Raw genomic sequence first — 19,017 nt, 5'->3', positions numbered from 1 at the left:
GCTTCTCAACCACAACTTTCTTCCGCTCGCCACGGTTTTGTCAGGCCTTGCATGACCTTGTCATATTTTCATCACGCCGCGCGCATCTGCCGTGCCGCCGCCACCATGTTTTGCAAGGCCGCCTCCGTTTCCGCCCAGCCCCGCGTCTTCAAGCCGCAGTCCGGGTTGACCCATAAATGCGCCGGGGGAATGACGGCGCTGGCTTTTTGCAGCAATGTCACCATGTCGAGGGTCGAGGGGATGCGCGGCGAGTGGATGTCGTACACGCCGGGGCCGATTTCGTTCGGATACTGGAACTGGCCAAAGCCCGCCAGCAGCGCCATGTCGGAGCGGCTCGTCTCTATCGTGATGACGTCAGCGTCCATGGCGGCGATCTGCGGCAGGATATCGTTGAACTGCGCATAGCACATGTGGGTGTGGATCTGCGTCGTGTCGCCAACGACGCAGGCGGCGATGCGGAAGGCGCGCGTGGCCCAGTCCAGGTAGGCGTCCCACTGGCCGCGGCGCAGCGGCAAGCCTTCGCGCAGGGCCGGCTCGTCGATCTGGATGATGCCGATGCCGGCCCCTTCCAGGTCGGCTACCTCGTCGCGCATGGCCAGGGCGATCTGCAGCGCCGTGGCGGCGCGCGGCTGGTCGTCGCGCACGAACGACCATTGCAATATCGTCACGGGGCCCGTCAGCATGCCCTTCATCGGTTTATCGGTCAGGCTTTGCGCGTGCACCGTCCAGGCCACCGTCATGGCGGCCGGGCGCTGCACGTCGCCGTAGATGACGGGCGGCTTGACGCAGCGCGAGCCGTACGACTGCACCCAGCCGTGGCGCGTGAAGACAAAACCGTCCAATTGTTCGCCGAAGTATTCGACCATGTCGTTGCGTTCCGCTTCGCCATGCACGAGCACGTCCAGGCCCAGCGCTTCCTGGCGCCCCACGGCGCGGGCGATTTCGGCGCGCATCTGCCGTTCATATTCGGCGCTCGCCAGTTCGCCCCGCTTGTGGCTGGCGCGGGCGGCGCGGATGGCCGGCGTCTGCGGGAAGGAGCCGATGGTCGTCGTGGGGAAATCGGGCAGTTGCAAACGCGCGCGCTGCATGGCCTGGCGCTGCGGGAAGCTGGAATCGCGGCGGTCGACGGTGGGAGACAGCGCCTGCAGGCGCTGCGCCACTTGCGGGCGGTGCACGCGGGGGCTGGCGCGCCGCCCGGCGACAGCCAGGCGAGACTGTGCCAGTGCGGCGTCATCGGGGTGGCCGGCGAGCGCGCCCTTGAGGATGGCGATCTCCGCCAGTTTTTCCGTGGCGAACGCCAGCCAGCTCCGGATGTCGGTGTCGAGCTCCGTTTCCGCTTCCAGGCTGAACGGCACGTGCAGCAGCGAGCACGACGGCGCCAGCCACAAATGGCCGTCGCGCCTGGCTGCCAGCGGCCGCAGCACGGCCAGGGCCGCGTCGAGGTCGGTGCGCCAGATATTGCGCCCGTCGACGATACCAATCGACAAGACTTTATGCGCGGGCAGCCAGTCCGTCACGCTGATCAGTTCATGCGGCGCGCGGATGCCGTCCACATGCAGGCCGGCCACGGGCAGGCGGCACGTCAGGCTGAGGTTTTCTTCCAGCGGCGAGAAATACGTGGCCAGCAGGATATTCACGCCCACCTGGTTCAACTGCCAATACGTGCTTTCGAAGGCGCTGCGCCACGCATTGGGCAAGTCCAGGCCCAGGATCGGCTCATCGAGCTGCACCCAGGTGACGCCTTGCCGCTTCAGGCGGTCGAGCAGGGCGCCGTAGACGGGCAGCAATTGTTCCAGCAGGGCCAGGCGATCGAAGCCCGGCGTCTTTTCTTTGCCCAGCCACAGGAAGGTGAGGGGGCCGATCAGGGCCGCCTTGACCGGGTGGCCCTGGGCCTGCGCCTCGGCGACTTCCGCCAGCAGGCGCTCGCAAGCGAGCGAAAAGCGGGTCTGCGGCGACAGTTCGGGCACCAGGTAATGGTAATTGGTGTCAAACCACTTGGTCATTTCCAGCGCGGCAGTGCCTGCGGCGTGTGCATGGTGCGCGTGGCCGCAGCCGGCATGGGCGGCGTGCGTGTCTGCGCCGCGCGCCATGGTGAAATAGCGCGCCAGCGGCGATTGCTCTGGCGCAAAGTGGAAACGGGCCGGTTCGCAGCCCAATAGCTGGATATGGCTGGCCACCTGGTCGTAAAAGGCGAAGTCGCCCACGGTGACGTAATCGAGGCCGGCGTCGCGCTGCTGGGCCCAGTGGCGCGCGCGCAGTTGCCGGCCCGTTGCTTCCAGGGCCGCCTCGGACAGCTCGCCACGCCAGTGGCTTTCCAGCGCCAGTTTCAGTTCGCGCGCGGCGCCGATACGGGGAAAGCCAAGGACGTGGGTACGAATGGTCATGATGTCATCGAGATTTAATGTGAATGCGCTAGAGTGTGCGGCAACTTGATCTATAATCAAAACGAAACATTTTGCCGAATAACATGAAAATAATTCACGCACAGAATCCATTTCTCCGATGCTAGAAATCCGTCACCTGCGCACCTTGAGTGCCCTGCGTTCGTCCGGCAGCCTGGTGCGCGCCGCGCAGCTGCTCAACCTGACCCAGTCGGCCCTGTCGCACCAGATCCGTTTGCTCGAAGAGCGCTACAAGGCGCCATTGTTCGAGCGCAAGTCGATGCCGATCGCGTTTACGGCCACGGGCAGCCGGCTCCTGGCCCTGGCCGACAAGCTGCTGCCCGAGATCGAACTGGCCGAGCGCGACGTGGCGCGCCTGTCGCAGGGCGACAAGGGACAGCTGCGCGTGGCGCTCGAATGCCATACCTGTTTCGACTGGCTCATGCCGGTGATGGATGCCTTCCGCCAGCGCTGGCCGGAAGTGGAGATCGACCTGGTTTCCGGCTTTCACAGCGAACCGGCGGACTTGCTGCGTTCGGGCGAGGCGGACCTCGTGATCGGCTCGCCGTACGGCCCCGATTTCACCGTGTTTCCCCTGTTCCGCTTTGAAATGCTGGTGGTGATGGCGCAAAAGCACCGGCTGCAGGCGCAGCGCCGGCTGGCGGCGGCCGACTTCACGGGCGAGACATTAATTACCTATCCCGTGCCGGAGGAGCGCATCGACCTGATCCGCGAAGTGCTGCGGCCGGCCGGCATCGCGTTTGAACGCCGCACGGCCGAATTGACGGTGGCCGTGCTGCAACTGGTGGCGAGCCGGCGCGGCATTGCCGCCTTGCCGAACTGGGCCATCAAGAATTACGTCGATTACGATTACGTCGTGGCGCGCCCGGTGGGCGAACACGGCTTGTGGAGCGATTTGTACGTGTCCGTGCCCGAGCATCTGCAGGACAAGGCGTACGTGCGCGATTTCGTCAGCGTGATACGCGAGCAGTGCGCAGCCTCGCTCGACGGTATCAAGTTGTTGTCCTGACCAGCGTTGGGTTGGAAACAAACCAACAGCAAAGTTTGATAAATATCAAGGTTCAGCAATGAACCACCGCTTACAGTTGAGCACTGTGCGGCGCAACATGCGCTGCCTACTCTTTGGGGAGGAACACGATGTTTTCATTTTCCGAACAATGGGCACGGGCCGGCAAGGCCGTGGTGGAAGCACAATTGATCAGCGCGCAAGCGTATGCGCAGGCCGCTGTCGACAGCGGCGCCAGCGTGCTGGAATTGCAGCTCGATGCGGCCCGCACGGCGCTGGCGGCCGCTACTGTGGCGGGCAATCAGCTGCTGTCCGCGAAGGACCCGCAAGCGCTGCTGGAACTGTCGCGCACGCAGTCGCAACTGGCCATCGAACGCATCGGTGCATATAGCCGTCAGGCAAAGGATGTTGCTCAAGAAACCCAGGAGAAATTCGACACTGTGACAAAGGGTGAGTTTGCTGCATCGCGTCAAAAATTTGGCGAGCTGTTGCAGGTGGTAAAGCAAACGCCCGTACCCCTGATTATTCCCTTCAATAATTTTCTAAAAACCACTTTCGGCGGCGCCGATGAAGGGTATGATAAAAATAAAAACACGCGTCCTGCTCGCCAGGCGTAAGCGCGTTGCGGCCCGGCAGCGGCTATCCGCCGCGCCAGGCCGCCCGCCGCCACCGCAGGCAGGCTGTCATCGCCGCCGCCTGCGGTGCGGCGCTGGAACTGCGGCGCATGCCGCGCTAGAATGAAACACAGCTTGCTGTGTCTTCCCGGATTCACAGGATTCCAATGGGATTCTATTAGCACCTTGACCTTGGCCCTCGTGGCCAGCATATCGGAGAAATAAATGGATGATGTCGTAATCGTGGCCGCCGGCCGTACCGCAGTCGGCAAATTCGGTGGCAGTCTGGCCAAGATTCCTGCGTCCGAACTGGGCGCGCATGTAATCAAGGGCTTGCTGGCACAAACCGGCATCGACCCGAACCTGATCGGCGAAGCGATCCTGGGCCAGGTGCTGACGGCTGCCGTCGGCCAGAACGCCGCGCGCCAGGCCGTCATCAAGGCTGGCCTGCCGAGCAGCATCCCGGCATTCACCATCAACAAGGTATGCGGCAGCGGCTTGAAGGCCACGCACCTGGCGGCGCAAGCGATCAAGTGCGGCGACGCCAACATCATCATCGCCGGCGGCCAGGAAAACATGAGCGCTTCGCCGCACGCGATGAACGGCTCGCGCGACGGTTTCCGCATGGGCGACTTCAAGATGATCGACACCATGATCGTCGACGGCCTGTGGGACGTGTACAACCAGTACCACATGGGCATCACGGCGGAAAACGTCGCCAAGAAATACGAAGTGACGCGCGCCGAGCAGGATGAATTCGCGCTGCAGTCGCAACTGAAGGCGGAAGCGGCGCAAAAGGCGGGCAAGTTCAAGGATGAAATCCTGCCGCTGGAAATCGCCAACAAAAAAGGTACCGTTGTCTTCGACAGCGACGAATACATCAAGCCCGGTTCGACCCTGGAATCGCTGGCCGGCCTGCGCCCCGCGTTCGCCAAGGACGGCACCGTCACGGCCGGCAACGCCTCGGGCCTGAACGATGGCGCCGCCGCCGTCATCATGATGTCCGCCTCGCAAGCGAAGGAACTGGGCTTGAAGCCGCTGGCACGCATCAAGGCTTACGCCTCGTCGGGCCTGGACCCGGCCGTCATGGGCATGGGCCCCGTCTCCGCATCGCGTCTGTGCCTGAAAAAAGCCGGCTGGACGCATGAAGAGCTGGACTTGATGGAAATCAACGAAGCGTTTGCCGCGCAAGCGATTGCCGTCAACAAGGAAATGGGCTGGGATACCAGCAAGATCAACGTGAACGGCGGCGCGATTGCCATCGGCCACCCGATCGGCGCGTCCGGCGCGCGCATCCTGGTCACCCTGATCCACGAAATGATCCGCCGCGACGCCAAGAAAGGCCTGGCCGCACTGTGCATCGGCGGCGGCATGGGCGTCGCTCTGGCCATCGAGCGCGACTAAGTAGCTGGCACCGCACCCAAGCTACTGCGCGGCGTGCTTTGCGGCCTGCGATGCTCACCGTGCTAGAGCACGGTTGCGCTTCTTAGCCACAAATCATCGCCGCTCGCTACGCTTGGGTGCGATGCGGTACGCCGCTGTCATGCGGCGGTTTTGGGCTGCTTTATTTAAATAATTAACTTTTTAGCAACAGAACGACACTGAGGGGATGAAAATGGCAAGAGTTGCATTGGTAACTGGTGGCATGGGTGGTCTGGGCGAAGCGGTGTGTTTCAAGCTGGCGGCGCTCGGCTATCGCGTGGTGACCACATATTCCCCAGGCAATCCGAAGGTCGCGGAATGGCTGGCGACGACCAAGGACATGGGCTACGACTTCAAGGCGTATCCGTGCGACGTGGCCGACTACGATTCGGCAGCGGCCTGCGTGGCGGCCGTGGAAGCGGAAATCGGTCCTGTCGACGTGCTGGTGAATAACGCCGGCATCACGCGCGACATGACGTTCAAGAAGATGGACAAGCCGAACTGGGACGCCGTGATGGGCACCAACCTCGATTCCGTCTTCAACATGACCAAGCCCGTCTGCGACGGCATGGTGGAACGCGGCTGGGGCCGCATCATCAATATTTCGTCCGTGAATGGCCAGAAGGGCGCATTCGGCCAGACCAACTATTCGGCCGCGAAAGCCGGCATGCATGGTTTCACCAAGTCGCTGGCGCTGGAAGTGGCGCGCAAGAACGTCACCGTCAACACCATCTCGCCAGGCTACATCGGCACCAAGATGGTCATGGCGATTCCGCAGGAAGTGCTCGACAGCAAAATCATCCCGCAAATTCCGATGGCGCGCCTGGGCAAGCCGGAAGAAGTGGCCGGCCTGGTGGCTTACCTGGCTTCCGATGAAGCGGCCTTCGTCACGGGCGCCAACATCTCGATCAACGGCGGCCAGCACATGTCGTAATCGTTGTTGAGGTAAAACAAAAAGACAGCTGCGGCTGTCTTTTTTTATGCTTGCAAGCAAAACAAGGGAATCGCCGGATTTGCCTTAAAATCAGTATTTCTCCACTGCATCATCTCCATGACCCTAGTTCCCGCCTTGCGCCGCGCCAGCGTGGCCGCCATCCTTTTCCTGGGCGCCAGTGCGGCCCAGGCCAGCGTCGCGTTCCACGTCACGGTGGTGACCGAACGGGTCGTCAAACCCGGCGTGAAAACCAGCCTGCCCGCGCGCGAGACGCAGGAAAGCGATGTCGTGCTGGGCCCCCATTACCTCAGCGTGCGCGATGGCATGAGCTTGTCCATGTTCGATTTTGCCACGCGCCGCCGCTACCTCATCGATACGGCGGCGGGAACCTATGACGGTTATTCGCTGTTCGACGCCGTCGGCTTTCGCGCCATCGAGTTGCGCCACCGGCAGGGCATTGCAGGCATGCTGCAGGCCGGCAAGCTGGAACAGCATGCGACCTTGCCCGTGTATGAAGAGCAGACTTTATCGGTGCAGGCGCCAGGGCGGCGCGGCGCACTGGTCCCCCAGGTGCTCGACGGCGCCGTGCTGTGGTCGCTCGACGGGCAGCCCCTGCTGCGCCTGGGGATAGCCGGCAGCCCCGTCAGCGGCGCCGATGCGACGGCGTTTGCCCAGTTTCTGCGCTACACCTGGGGCGGCCACCCGCTGGTGTTGAAGATGCTGGCCGATGGCAAGCGCATTCCCGCCGACTTTACCTTGCATTACCAGGAGGTGGGCGGCACGGCCACGCGCCATTTCCGCATCGGCGCCATGACGGCGGGGGCGCCCGCCACGTATTCCCTGGCCGCATACCGGCCACGCCCGCTGGCGGCCGACGCGTCGCCGCTCGAGCGCGTGCTGGCGCAGGCGGCGCTGTTGCCGCCGCTGAGTCCCCAGGCGCATCCGGCGTTGCGCGCCGAGGCGGAGCGCCTGTTTGCGGCAGAAAAACCCTTCGAGGCTTTCTTGACCTTGCTGGAAGACCATTTTTCCACGGGTGCGCTGGTGGACAAGCTGTCGCGTGAGCAACAGCGGGCCATGCAGGAGTGCCAGCCCATCCACGACTTGACGCGCGCGCTGCTGGCCAAGGATAAAGAGGGCGTCGCGGCCGCGCTGGCCGCCGTGCAGGAAGCCAGGACGCAAACGGGGATGCAGCAGCCCGTCCTGGCCCTGTTCGAAGGTAATTTGCGCGCCAAGCTGGGCCAATGGCCGGAAGCGACGGCCCTGTATCTGCAAGTGCTGCAAGCCAAGCCGCACATGGCGGCCGTGTACCAGGACCTGGGCGACGCTTTGCTGGCGCAATTCGATGCGCCGAATGCCTGGCGCAGCTGGGATGCGGGCCGGGCCATGGCGCCAGGTCTGCGGCAATTTCGCAAGGTCAACGACTTTGAGCGCAGCCTGCTGGCCGATTACCCGGCCTTCTTCATGGATGCGATGGCCGATCAGCCCAGCACCAGCCGCCCGGCCAGCAGCACGAACACGGCAGGCAGCACGAACTTGCCGTAAGGCGAAGGCTTGCCGCGCAGGCGGCGCGCCAGGCGCGCGGCCAGCACGGCGTACAGGGCGTCGAACAGCAGGCCCACCAGCACCAGGACGGCGCCCAGGCGCAGGTATTGCATGCCGACCTGCTCGCTGCCGACGACGAATTGCGGCAGGAACATGCTGCAAAACAGCAGCGCCTTCGGATTGAGCAGATTCGTCAGGAAGCCGCGCACCAGGCTGGCGCGGGCGCCATGCGCCGTGGCGGGGGCGGCCGCTTCCTGTGCCGTTTTGCTCGACAGGGCCGACTGCAGCAGGCGCAGCGCCAGGTACAGCAGGTAGGCGGCGCCCGCCCATTTGACCCATTGCAAGGCTTGCGGATGCGTCACCATCAGTGCCGCCAGGCCCGCGCCCGACAGCGCCACGTGGACGGCGCGCGCGCCGGCGATGCCCACGGCCGTCACCAGCGCCGTGGCCACGCCGCGCGCGGCGCCCGTCGCCAGCACCAGCGCCATGTCGGGGCCCGGTAATAAAAAGGCGCCGGCCAGTGCCAGCAGGTACATCAGGAAGGTAGAATCGGACATGGCTCGGTCGAAAAGAAAAGCGGGAGCATGCACACGGTGCGGCCTGCTCGCCGGGTCCCATTATGTTCTTGCAGCGATGAAATGTGCTTGCTTTTCCTGCCCTGCATGCCCTAGTATTCGGGTAGATTCCACTCGTATAAAAACAAAAAATAGATGAAAATTTCAGAAGTTAGCCTCGACGCCACCGATTTGCAGATACTCAGGCTGTTGCAGGATGAAGGACGGCTGTCGAATGCGCGCCTGGCCGAGCGCTTGAAGCTGAGCGAAACCCCCGTCTGGCGCCGCTTGCGGCGCCTGGAAGAGGAAGGTTTCATTACCGGCTACCAAGCTTTGCTTAACCGCAAGAAGTTGGGCATCGGCCTGGTGGCGTTCGTGCGGGTCGTGTTTGCCAACCATGGCGGCGAACAACCGTCGCAGTTCGAGCAGGCGATCGCGACGATTCCAGAAATCTTGTCGTGCCACAATGTGGCGGGCGAAGCCGATTACTTCCTGCAAGTGGTGGCGCGCGACCTGGAAGCGTATGGCGAATTCGTCTCGACCGTGCTGCGCCGCCTGCCCGGTGTGGCGGAAATCCAGTCCAGCCTGTCGATGCGCGAAATCAAGTCGTCGAACCGCCTGCCCTTGCTGCTGGCCTGAGGCGCCGGCGGCGCACTATAATTGGAACAGTTGCCAGGACTCGTGCCTGGCGCCCCGACTGCCATTCTGAGGACCGCCATGCCCGATTCTTTGTCCCCCCTGTTTCCCGTCCTGTCGCCAAACCGGCACGGCATGCTGGCGGTCGATGACATCCACACCATTTATTGGGAAGAGTGCGGCAATCCCGACGGCATTCCCGTGCTGTTCCTGCACGGCGGCCCGGGAGCGGGCCTGTCGCCGCAGCACCGCCGCTTTTTTGACCCGCAGCGCTATCGCGTGATCCTGTTCGACCAGCGCGGCGCGGGCAAGTCCACGCCGCTGGGCGAATGGCGCAACAATACGACGCAGCTGCTGATCGCCGATATCGAACGCTTGCGGGCCCAGTTCGGCATCGACCAATGGCTGGTGTTTGGCGGCTCGTGGGGTTCGACCCTGGCGCTGGCGTATGGCCAGGCCCACCCCGAGGCTTGCCTCGGTTTCGTGCTGCGCGGCATTTTCCTGTGCACGCAGGCGGAAATCGACTGGTTCATCGAGGGCGTGCGCTGGTTCTATCCGGAACTGTATGCGGAATTCGCCGCGCCTATTCCCGCAGAGGAACGGGGCGACTTGCTGGCGGCCTACGTGAAACGCATCCTCAGCAGCGATCCCGCCGTGTACTGGCCCGCCGCGCGCGCCTGGAGCCGCTTCGAAGGCCGCCGCGTGTACCTGATGCCGCAGCCGGAAGATGCGCCGAACGATGCGCTCGACCTGGGCGTGGGCCGGCTCGAATCGCACTACATGGCCAACCTCGGTTTCTTCGAGGAAGACCAGCTGATCCGCAACATGGCGCGCATCGCGCATTTGCCGGCCGTCATCGTGCAAGGCCGCTACGACGCCATCTGCCCGCCGCTGTCGGCCTACCGCCTGCAGCAAGCCTGGCCCGGCGCGCAGCTGGAAATGATCCCGGATGCGGGCCATGGCGCGCTCGAGCACGGCATCGCTTCGGCGCTGGTGCGCGCCACCGAGCGCTTCGTGCCGGGGCGCGGTTTCGTATGACGCCAGAGCCCGCCGGTTGGCAAAGCGGCCAGCCGGCGTGCGCCACCTGCTACACTATGGCCTGTGCTGGCGCCACGGTCGGGCGCCGGTGTAAACCCACGACTTTTTATCCATGAACATACAGATCGGCGACATCGGCCATATCATCCAGCTGGCGATTGCGCCGGTTTTCCTGTTGACCGGTATCGGCACCATGCTGGTGGTGCTGACCAACCGTCTGGGCCGCATCATCGACCGCACGCGCGTGCTGGAAGACCGGCTCGACATCGGCTACAACGATTTCTATATGGATGAGCTAGATACCTTGTATCGGCGTACCCATCTGATCAATTATTCGATTTCGCTCAGCACGGCGTGCGGTTTCTTCGTCTGCGTCATCATCGCCATGCTGTTTTTGGGCGATATTCTGAACCTGACCCTGGACAAATACATCGCGGCCTTCTTTGTGCTGGCCGTGATTTGCCTGATCGGCTGTTTTATTTATTTACTGCGCGAAATTTATCTGGCCGCGACGGCCCAGCGCATCCGGCGCCATATCCGCCCGCCACGTTAAGCGGCGCGCCGGTTTACCCTACTATTGAAGAACGAGTCCAGCATGCACGATTACAAACGTCCCCCCACCCTGCACCGCTACGGCCAGCGCAGCGAACTCGAGCTGGCGCTGAGCCTGGGCCAGTTCCGCCTGATGCCTGCGGGCAATTGTTTGACCCTGAGCTTTTCGCAAGTGTGGGACAAGCAACTGTTCGACCTGTTCGCCCCGGCCGACGCCTGTTTGATCATCCACAATACGGAAGAATTCGGCGAACGCCTGCACCGCGCCGTGCAGCGCACCTTGCCCAGCTGGGCCGGCATCGATGGCCTGGTCGAGTATGGCCAGCGCGCCGCCCTGGGCGCCGCCTTCACCAAGACGCGCGCCGAAGCGTTGGAACAGGAATGGCTGTTCGCCTGGCGCTCGATGCAGCCGCAGGCGAGCCTGAACCCCGTCACGGTAAAGCTGGGCAGCCTGGAAAACTTCGCGGAAATCCGCGACCGCGATACCTACCTGGCGTAGTTTTATCCGGATTTATCGGCGTACTGGCTGTCGATACGGGCCAGCACGGCCGCCATCATGCGCTCGATATCGCCGCGTATCATGGTCGTGCCCAGCATGCCGGGCACGTAGAAGCCCGGCATCAGCCGGCTGGAAAAGACGATGCGCGTGCCGCCCGTCTCGGGGATGGGATACAGATTCCAGCGCGATTCGTAATGCCGCATGTCGCCCGAGATCAGGGCGATGTCGATGGCCGTGAACGGCGTTTCCGTGGCGCGCACCACCAGGTGGATGGGGTGGTTCATGAACAGGAAGCGCGCCATGCCCTGCTGCTCGATGATGACTTCATTGCCGTTGCGCGACAGCACGCGGCAGGAACTCAGATCCGGCACGAATTCATGCATGCGCTCGTAGGAGGTCAGGGTCTTCCAGACGGACGCCGGCGGCGCCTGCACGCTGCCGCTGGCATCGACTTCATACATGCGCTGCCCGTCGACCTCGATGCGCTTGACGTCGACCTTGAGCTTGTCCATGCGTATCGCCTGCGCCAGCGCGGTAGCGGGGACGGCGCACAGCATCAGCAGGCAAAGGAAGAGTCGCGTCATGCACCTAGCCTACGGGAAACTTGCGCCCGGCACAAGCTGTACGCATCGCCGGCCCGTGCGCCGGGCGATTTAGAACTCCCGGTCTAGAGAAATACGCTGCGGCGAGCGGCAATGCTTGCTACCGTACGGCCTGCATACCACCTCTACCGGACCGATCACCATGACTGCCTATCCCCACCTGCTGGCCCCGCTCGACCTGGGTTTTACCTCTTTGCGCAACAGAGTCATCATGGGGTCCATGCATACGGGCCTGGAAGACCGTTTTTATCATTATGGCAAGCTCGCCGCGTTTTACCGCGAACGGGCACGGGGCGGGGTGGGGCTGATCGTCACGGGCGGCATCTCGCCGAACCGCCAGGGCTGGCTGCTGCCGTTCGGCGGCACGCTCAATTTCCTCGGCGACGTGCCGAACCACCGCAAGGTGACGCGCGCCGTGCACGAGGAGGGCGGCAAGATCGTCATGCAGATCCTGCATGCGGGCCGCTATGGCTATCAGCCGTTCGTCGTCTCGGCGTCGGCGAAGAAATCGCCGATCTCGCCATTCCGCCCCCGTCCCCTGAGCGAACGGGGCATCGAGCGCACCATCTGCGACTACGTGCGCTGCGCGCGCCTGGCGCAAAAAGCCGGCTATGACGGCATCGAAGTGATGGGCAGCGAAGGATACCTGTTGAACCAGTTCCTGTGCGCGCGCACGAACCTGCGCCAGGACCGCTGGGGCGGCAGCATCGAGAACCGCATGCGCCTGCCCGTGGACATCGTGCGCCGCATCCGCGCCGCCGTCGGCCCCAACTTCATCATCATGTACCGCCATTCCCTGCTCGACCTGGTCGAGGGCGGCAATACCTGGGATGACGTGGTGGCGGTGGCCAAGGCCCTGGAACACGCGGGCGTGACGATTCTCAATACGGGCTTCGGCTGGCATGAGGCGAGGGTGCCCACCATCGTCACCTCCGTGCCGCGCGCCGCCTTCGCCTCCGTGGCGGGCCGGCTGCGCCGCGAAGTCGGCATTCCCGTGGTGGCGTCGAACCGCATCAACATGCCGCACGAAGCGAACGCCATCCTGGAGCGGGGCGACTGCGACCTGGTGTCGATGGCGCGCCCCTTCCTGGCCGACCCCCATTTTGTCGCCAAGGCCGCCTCCGGGCGCACGGATGAAATCAACACCTGCATCGGCTGCAACCAGGCGTGCCTGGATCACACCTTCGCCAACAAGCGCGCCAGCTGCCTCGTCAACCCGCGCGCCTGCCATGAAACGGAACTCGTGTACGCGAAAAAGGCCGTGCCGCGCCGGGTGGCCGTCGTCGGCGCCGGCCCGGCCGGCCTGTCCGCCGCCTGCGTGGCGGCCGAATGCGGGCACGAGGTGACCCTGTTCGACAGCAGCGACAGCGTGGGCGGCCAGTTCAAGGTGGCCATGCAAATTCCCGGCAAGGAAGAATTTACGGAAACCATCCGCTATTTTGCCCGCCGGCTGGCACTGCTGGAAGTCAAGCTGCGCCTCGGCCAGCGCGTCACGCGCGAGCAATTGCTGTCCGGCGGCTATGACGACGTCATCGTCGCCACCGGCATCAAGGTGCGCCTGCCGGCCATTCCCGGCATCGACCACCCGAAAGTGCTGTCGTATCTGGATGTGCTGCAAAGCAAGAAGCCTGTCGGCGCGCGCGTGGCCATCATCGGCGCGGGCGGCATCGGCTTCGACGTGGGCGAATACCTGCTGCACGACCCGGCGCACCCGCTGCCGCTGCCCGTGGCCACCTGGGCGGGCGAGTGGGGCGTGGACCTGGATGCGGCCACCGGCGGCGGCCTGGTGGCGCCCGTGGCGCCTGCGCCCGTGCGGCAAATCTTCCTGTTGCAGCGCAAGACGTCGAAAGTGGGCGCGGGTCTGGGCAAGACGTCGGGCTGGGTGCACCGCGCGGCGCTGGCGAGAAACGGCGTGGCCATGCTGGCCGGCGTGAGCTATGACAAGATCGACGAGCAGGGCTTGCACATCACCGTGGGCGGCGAGCAGCGCCTGCTGGCGGTGGACAACGTGGTCATCTGCGCGGGCCAGGACAGCTTGACGGAGCTCATGCCGGACATGGGCAAGGATGGCAAGCCGCTGGCCACCGCCGGCCCCCGCTTCCATAAGATCGGCGGCGCCGCGCTGGCGGCCGAACTCGACGCCAAGCGGGCGATACGGGAAGGGGCGGAACTGGCTGCCAGCCTGTAAAAAGAAAGCCTGCCGGCTGGGAGCGGGCAGGCTTGCTGGACGGAAATGGCGCCGGCTTAATGCCCGCCATGCCCCTTCTTCGCCGCATCAAAACTCTGCAGCACGTGCTCGGCCATGCCATTGGCCAGTTCGTGCTCGCCGATGAACACCTTGCCCGCGTTTTCCGCGCGCAGCAATTCCGCCTCTTCCTCGCTGTGCGTGCGCACCACCGTCATGATGTTCGGGTTCAGCGCGCGCGCCGTCTCGATCATGGCGCGCACGTGGAAGGTGTCCGGCGTGGCGATGACGAGCATGGTGGCGTGCGTGATGTGCGCCTGGATCAGCACGGCCGGTTCGCCCGCATTGCCGGCCACGGCCGGAATGCCCTGCTTGCGCAGCTGGTCGACGATTTCGCGGTTTTCCTCGGCCACGACGAAGTGGATGCCCCGTTCCATCAGGGCGGCGGCGATGCGCCGGCCCACGCGGCCATAGCCGACCAGGACGATCTGGCCCGACAGTTTTTCCTGCGGCACCGTCATCGGCAGTTCGGCCAGCGGGTCGGTCGTGCGTTCGAACTTGCGCGCGAAATCGCTGTTGCTCATCACGCGCAGCAGCGGCTTGGCCATGCTGAACACGAGCGGATTCAAGGCGATGGACAGGATGGCGCCGGCCAGGATCAGGCTTTGGCCTTCCTGCGGCATCAGGCCCAGCGACAGGCCCAGGGCGGCCAGGATGAACGAGAATTCGCCGATCTGCGCCAGGCTGGCCGAGACGATGATGGCCGTTTTCGGCGGGTAGCGCAGGGCCATCACCAGCAGGAAGGCGGCGATCGACTTGCCGAAGATAATGATGGCGCACACGGCCAGCACTTGCAGGGGCTTCTCGATGAGGATGTTCGGCTCGAACAGCATGCCGACGGACACGAAGAACAGCACGGCGAACGCGTCGCGCAGGGGCAAGGACTCTTCCGCGGCGCGGTGGCTGAGTTCGGATTCGCGCAGCACCATGCCGGCGAAGAAGGCGCCCAGCGCGAAGGACACGCCGAACAGCTTGGTCGACGCATAGGCGATGCCGACGGCGGCGGCGATCACGCACAGGGTGAACAGTTCGCGCGAGCCGGTGCGGGCGACTTGCCACAGGATCCACGGGAACAGCTTGCGGCCGACCACCAGCATGAAGACGATGAAGCCGGCTACTTGCCCCAGGGTAATAGCGAGGGTTTGCCACAGGCTGACGGCCTCGGCATCCGGTGCGACCTTGCCGCCCAGCACGCCGGCAAACGCCGGCAGCAGCACCAGCACCAGCACGGTGACGAGGTCTTCCACCACCAGCCAGCCGACGGCGATGCGGCCATTCAGGGAATCGAGGATGCCCCGTTCTTCCAGCGCGCGCAGCAGCACCACGGTACTGGCGACCGATAGGGCCAGTCCAAAGATCAGTCCGCCACCGAGGGTCCAGCCCCACCAGTGGGCCAGGCCCATGCCCATCGCCGTGGCGACGCCGATCTGCAGGATGGCGCCGGGCAGCGCGATCTTGCGCACGTCCCACAAATCCTCGATGGAAAAGTGCAGGCCGACACCGAACATCATCAGCATCACCCCGATTTCCGCCAATTGTCCCGCTATTTCCGCATCCGCCACAAAACCGGGCGTGGCCGGTCCGATGATGATGCCGGCGGCCAGATAGCCGACCAGGGCCGGCAGTTTCAGGCGCGCGGCGATGAAGCCGAAGATGAGGCCGAACCCGAGGGCGGCGGCGATGGTGGTGATCAGGCTGATGTCATGGGGCATGCGTGTGGGGTTCCTTATGGGGACGTGCGGATGGAAAAAGATGTTGCTCAGCGACCAAGTATAAACGCATCAAAGCCCCTGCCGGAAAATTTCCTGCGGCTTTATTGCAAAAAACCTGTGCTATATCTTCGTCCAGGTGGCCACGAACGCATGTTATCCACCCGGATCTTCGCCTAATTCAAGGACTCCACCCTATGCCACCCCGTGTCTCTACACCTTGCGCACGATCACGCAGCCGATGGAATAACCGGCGCCGAACGAGCAGATGACACCCGTGGCGCCCGCCGCCATGTCATCCTGATACTTATGGAAGGCGATGATGGAGCCGGCCGACGAGGTGTTGGCGTAGGTGTCGAGGATCACGGGCGCTTCGTTGGCTTCCGCGTCGCGGCCCAGGATCAGGCGCGCGATCAGCAGATTCATGTTCAGATTCGCCTGGTGCAGCCAGTAGCGGGAGACTTGCGCCACTTCCACGCCGGCCTTGGCCAGGGTCGTCTTGATCATCTCGGCAGCCATCGGGCACACTTCCTTGAACACCTTGCGGCCTTGCTGGCGGAACAATTTATCCGCCTTGCCCATGCCGGATTCGTCAAAACGGTTGAGGAAGCCGAAATTGTTGCGGATGGCGTTAGAAAAGCGCGTTTTCAGTTCCGTGCCGATGATCTCGAACTGGTGCTGCGAGACGGCCGTGTCTTTCGCTTCGACGATGATGGCGGTGCAGGCGTCGCCGAAAATGAAATGGCTGTCGCGGTCGCGCCAGTTCAGGTGGCCGCTGGTGATTTCCGGGTTCAACACCAGCACGGCGCGCGCCTGGCCGCTTTGCACGGCGGCGACGGCTTGCTGGATGCCGAAGGTGGCGGACGAGCACGCCACGTTCATGTCAAAACCATAACCATCGATGCCCAGCGCATCCTGCACTTCCACGGCCATGGCCGGGTAGGCGCGCTGCATATTGCTGCAAGCCACCAGTACCATGTCGATATCGGCTGGCGTGCGGCCGGCGCGCGCCAAGGCGTCGCGCGCAGCGGCGACGGCCATTTCCGCCTGCAGCGACAGTTCGTCATCGCCACGCTCCGCAATGCGCGACACCATGCGGGTCGGATCGAGGATGCCTTCCTTTTCCATCACGAAGCGCGACTTGATGCCGGACGCCTTTTCGATGAAGGCCACGCTCGACAGGTCCAGCGCCGTCACCGTGCCCGCGGCGATCGCGTCGGCATTGTCGGCATTGAATTTTTCCGCGTAGGCATTGAAGCAGGTGACCAGCTCTTCGTTGGAGATCGAAAATGGCGGCGTGTACAGTCCGGTACCGCTGATGACGACTTGTTTCATGGTTAAACTTTCAAATTTGGCAATCGACGCGATGCCGATAAGTGAAGCAAATTTTACACAAACGGGCTCGACTGTAGAGAGTTTCGTGTTGCGGGGCAGGGGGAAGTGTGGCGGAAGATTGATTTTTGTCGCGTGGACGGGGTAACGGGGGGCATGGCGCCCCCCGCCGTGCTGCTGGCGCTGCTGTTTACTTCTTCTGTTCTTGCTTGACGTCAGCTTGCACCACCACCGGTTCGGCCTTGGCCAGTTGCACCGGCAAACCTTTCAGGTGGTTCAGCGCCTGGTGCAGCTGGAAATCGTCCTGGCTGCCGAATTCCAACGGTTTGCGGGTCTTTTCCAGGGCGATGATGCGCAATTGCTCTTCCATCTCGTCGTTGACGGGCGCGGCCTTGGCGCTTTCCTTGTCGCGGTCGTTGCTCAGGTGCTTGGAGAGGTCCGCTTCGCGGATGCGCAAGCCGTTCAAGCCGTCGCCGTCCGCATTTTCATCGACCAGCAGGTCGGGCACGATGCCCTTGGCCTGGATCGAGCGCCCGTTCGGCGTGTAGTAGCGGGCCGTCGTCAGCTTGACGGCCGTGTCGGCAGTCAATTGGCGGATGGTTTGCACGGAACCCTTGCCAAAGGTTTGCGTGCCGATGATGGTGGCGCGCTTGTAGTCTTGCAGGGCGCCGGCGACGATTTCCGAGGCCGAGGCCGAACCCGTGTTGACGAGCACCACCAGCGGCACTTTCTTGATGGCGGCCGGCAATTTCGCCAGGGCATCGCCTTCCGAGCGGAAGGTATAGTATTCGGCGCGGCCGTAGAACACCTGTTTCGAGTCCGGCAACTGGCCGTTGGTCGAGACGATGGCCGCGTCCTTCGGCAGGAAGGCGGCCGAGACGCCGATGGCGCCCTGCAGCACGCCGCCCGGATCGTTGCGCAGGTCCAGCACCATGCCTTTCAGGTTCGGGTCTTGCTTGTAGAGCGCCGTGATCTGCGCGGCCATGTCGTCGACGGTCGGTTCCTGGAATTGCGACACGCGCAGCCAGGCGTAGCCCGGCTCGACCATCTTCGCCTTCACGCTTTTCTGGTGGATTTCCTCGCGCGTGATGGTGAAGGCCAGCGGCTGCGGTTCATCCTTGCGGGCAATCGTCAGCGAGACCTTGGTGCCCGGCTCGCCGCGCATGCGCTTGACGTTGTCGTCGAGGCTGACGCCTTTCACGGGCTGGCCGTCGAGGCGGGTAATCAGATCGCCTGCCTTGATGCCGGCGCGGTAGGCGGGCGAATCTTCGATGGGCGAGACGATCTTGATGTAGCCGTCTTCGCTGAGGCCAATTTCAATGCCCAGGCCGACGAACTTGCCTTCGGAGCCTTCGCGCAGTTCGGCGTAGGCTTTCTTGTCCAGATAGGCGGAATGGGGGTCGAGCGAGGCGACCATGCCGGAAATGGCGTCTTCCAGCAGTTTCTTATCTTCGACGGGTTCCACGTAATCGGACTTGATCAGGCCAAACACATCGGCCAGCTGGCGCAGCTCTTCCAGCGGCAGGGGCGGCTCGACGTTTTTTTGCGCCATGGCGGAAAATTGCAGCGACACGGCGACGCCGGCCACCACGCCCAGGCCGATCAAGCCGGTATTTTTGAGTTTGCCCATCATTGCACCTTTGCAGCTAGCGTGTCTTGCACAAGCGCCAGTCCCCGTGGAGCGGCGCTTTCCTGAAAGTATAGACCTGAATCTCTGCCGGCGTGGGCCGGCCGTGGAAAAAGCATGCCTGGGCCCAGTCTACGCGCGAAAACGGGGCGGCCAGCTTGCCATATGTTGCGGTTTTGTATGCGATGTATAGTTACTCTTGAGGGGAGTAAGCATTTGTAAGAGTCGAAAAAAAGCGTGTGCCGCGGCCCTATAGTGGACTCGCATTCTCGACCCGAAGTGGTTTTGCCTGCGTCTGCGGAC

The 19,017-nt window shown here is 63.6% G+C and carries 16 protein-coding genes; 10 read left to right on the top strand and 6 right to left on the bottom strand.

The features are described 5' to 3' along the window. Positions 1–71: 71 nt before the first annotated feature. Positions 72–2,384 carry a 5-methyltetrahydropteroyltriglutamate--homocysteine S-methyltransferase gene (gene metE / locus NCG91_RS09805; protein WP_251349517.1) on the bottom strand — a complete coding sequence of 771 codons (2,313 nt, stop codon included), beginning with the start codon at positions 2,382–2,384 and terminating at the stop codon, positions 72–74. Positions 2,385–2,502: 118 nt separating this feature from the next. On the opposite strand from metE, the gene NCG91_RS09800 reads away from it, so the two are divergent. From NCG91_RS09800 to NCG91_RS09780, 5 genes are all read left to right on the top strand, one after another. Continuing rightward, on the top strand, positions 2,503–3,411 hold the full coding sequence (locus NCG91_RS09800; protein ID WP_099665877.1) for a LysR family transcriptional regulator: 909 nt from the start codon (positions 2,503–2,505) through the stop codon (positions 3,409–3,411). Positions 3,412–3,539: 128 nt separating this feature from the next. Beyond that, on the top strand, positions 3,540–4,025 hold the full coding sequence (locus NCG91_RS09795) for a phasin family protein (protein ID WP_077398509.1): 486 nt from the start codon (positions 3,540–3,542) through the stop codon (positions 4,023–4,025). Positions 4,026–4,247: 222 nt separating this feature from the next. Next, positions 4,248–5,426, top strand: a complete 1,179-nt coding sequence (locus NCG91_RS09790) for an acetyl-CoA C-acetyltransferase (protein ID WP_034783723.1) — start codon at positions 4,248–4,250, stop codon at positions 5,424–5,426. A 211-nt stretch (positions 5,427–5,637) separates the two neighbouring features. Further along, positions 5,638–6,378, top strand: coding sequence for an acetoacetyl-CoA reductase (gene phbB, locus NCG91_RS09785; RefSeq protein WP_035823615.1), 741 nt, complete (start codon positions 5,638–5,640; stop codon positions 6,376–6,378). 117 nt (positions 6,379–6,495) lie between these two features. Next, complete coding sequence (locus NCG91_RS09780) at positions 6,496–7,920, top strand: tetratricopeptide repeat protein (protein WP_251349516.1); 1,425 nt, start codon at positions 6,496–6,498, stop codon at positions 7,918–7,920. On the opposite strand, the gene NCG91_RS09775 is transcribed toward NCG91_RS09780, so the two are convergent. Further along, positions 7,857–8,477 carry a LysE family translocator gene (locus NCG91_RS09775; protein ID WP_251349515.1) on the bottom strand — a complete coding sequence of 207 codons (621 nt, stop codon included), beginning with the start codon at positions 8,475–8,477 and terminating at the stop codon, positions 7,857–7,859. The two genes, NCG91_RS09780 and NCG91_RS09775, sit on opposite strands and share 64 nt — an antisense overlap. Positions 8,478–8,630: 153 nt before the next feature. On the opposite strand from NCG91_RS09775, the gene NCG91_RS09770 reads away from it, so the two are divergent. The 4 genes from NCG91_RS09770 to NCG91_RS09755 all read left to right on the top strand — a co-directional run bounded on the left by NCG91_RS09770 (position 8,631) and on the right by NCG91_RS09755 (position 11,199). Continuing rightward, positions 8,631–9,113: an Lrp/AsnC family transcriptional regulator gene (locus NCG91_RS09770; protein WP_034752896.1), complete on the top strand. Its 483-nt coding sequence runs from the start codon at positions 8,631–8,633 to the stop codon at positions 9,111–9,113. Positions 9,114–9,191: 78 nt separating this feature from the next. Then, on the top strand, positions 9,192–10,148 hold the full coding sequence (gene pip / locus NCG91_RS09765) for a prolyl aminopeptidase (protein ID WP_251349514.1): 957 nt from the start codon (positions 9,192–9,194) through the stop codon (positions 10,146–10,148). A 112-nt stretch (positions 10,149–10,260) separates the two neighbouring features. Beyond that, positions 10,261–10,701 (top strand): DUF2721 domain-containing protein, encoded by a 441-nt coding sequence (locus NCG91_RS09760; RefSeq protein WP_034783716.1) that lies wholly within the window; start codon positions 10,261–10,263, stop codon positions 10,699–10,701. A gap of 42 nt (positions 10,702–10,743) precedes the next feature. Then, positions 10,744–11,199, top strand: a complete 456-nt coding sequence (locus tag NCG91_RS09755; RefSeq protein WP_251349513.1) for a hypothetical protein — start codon at positions 10,744–10,746, stop codon at positions 11,197–11,199. Positions 11,200–11,201: 2 nt separating this feature from the next. Here NCG91_RS09755 and NCG91_RS09750 read toward each other — a convergent pair whose 3' ends face one another. Further along, complete coding sequence (locus tag NCG91_RS09750; protein WP_251349512.1) at positions 11,202–11,783, bottom strand: SRPBCC family protein; 582 nt, start codon at positions 11,781–11,783, stop codon at positions 11,202–11,204. A 160-nt stretch (positions 11,784–11,943) separates the two neighbouring features. On the opposite strand from NCG91_RS09750, the gene NCG91_RS09745 reads away from it, so the two are divergent. Further along, positions 11,944–13,989: an NADPH-dependent 2,4-dienoyl-CoA reductase gene (locus NCG91_RS09745; RefSeq protein WP_251349511.1), complete on the top strand. Its 2,046-nt coding sequence runs from the start codon at positions 11,944–11,946 to the stop codon at positions 13,987–13,989. Positions 13,990–14,045: 56 nt separating this feature from the next. On the opposite strand, the gene NCG91_RS09740 is transcribed toward NCG91_RS09745, so the two are convergent. The 3 genes from NCG91_RS09740 to NCG91_RS09730 form a co-directional block, all read right to left on the bottom strand. After that, positions 14,046–15,758, bottom strand: a complete 1,713-nt coding sequence (locus NCG91_RS09740) for a cation:proton antiporter domain-containing protein (protein ID WP_176381492.1) — start codon at positions 15,756–15,758, stop codon at positions 14,046–14,048. A 210-nt stretch (positions 15,759–15,968) separates the two neighbouring features. Beyond that, a complete protein-coding gene (locus tag NCG91_RS09735) occupies positions 15,969–17,090 on the bottom strand; it encodes a beta-ketoacyl-ACP synthase III (RefSeq protein ID WP_251349510.1) in 1,122 nt (373 codons plus the stop codon). Positions 17,091–17,277: 187 nt separating this feature from the next. After that, complete coding sequence (locus NCG91_RS09730; RefSeq protein WP_099665870.1) at positions 17,278–18,720, bottom strand: S41 family peptidase; 1,443 nt, start codon at positions 18,718–18,720, stop codon at positions 17,278–17,280. Positions 18,721–19,017 lie beyond the last annotated feature (297 nt).

The sequence above is a fragment of the Janthinobacterium kumbetense genome, from assembly GCF_023703445.1.
GTDB classification, from domain to species: Bacteria; Pseudomonadota; Gammaproteobacteria; order Burkholderiales; family Burkholderiaceae_D; genus Janthinobacterium; species Janthinobacterium kumbetense.
This window is presented reverse-complemented; position numbering and strand designations above follow the sequence as displayed.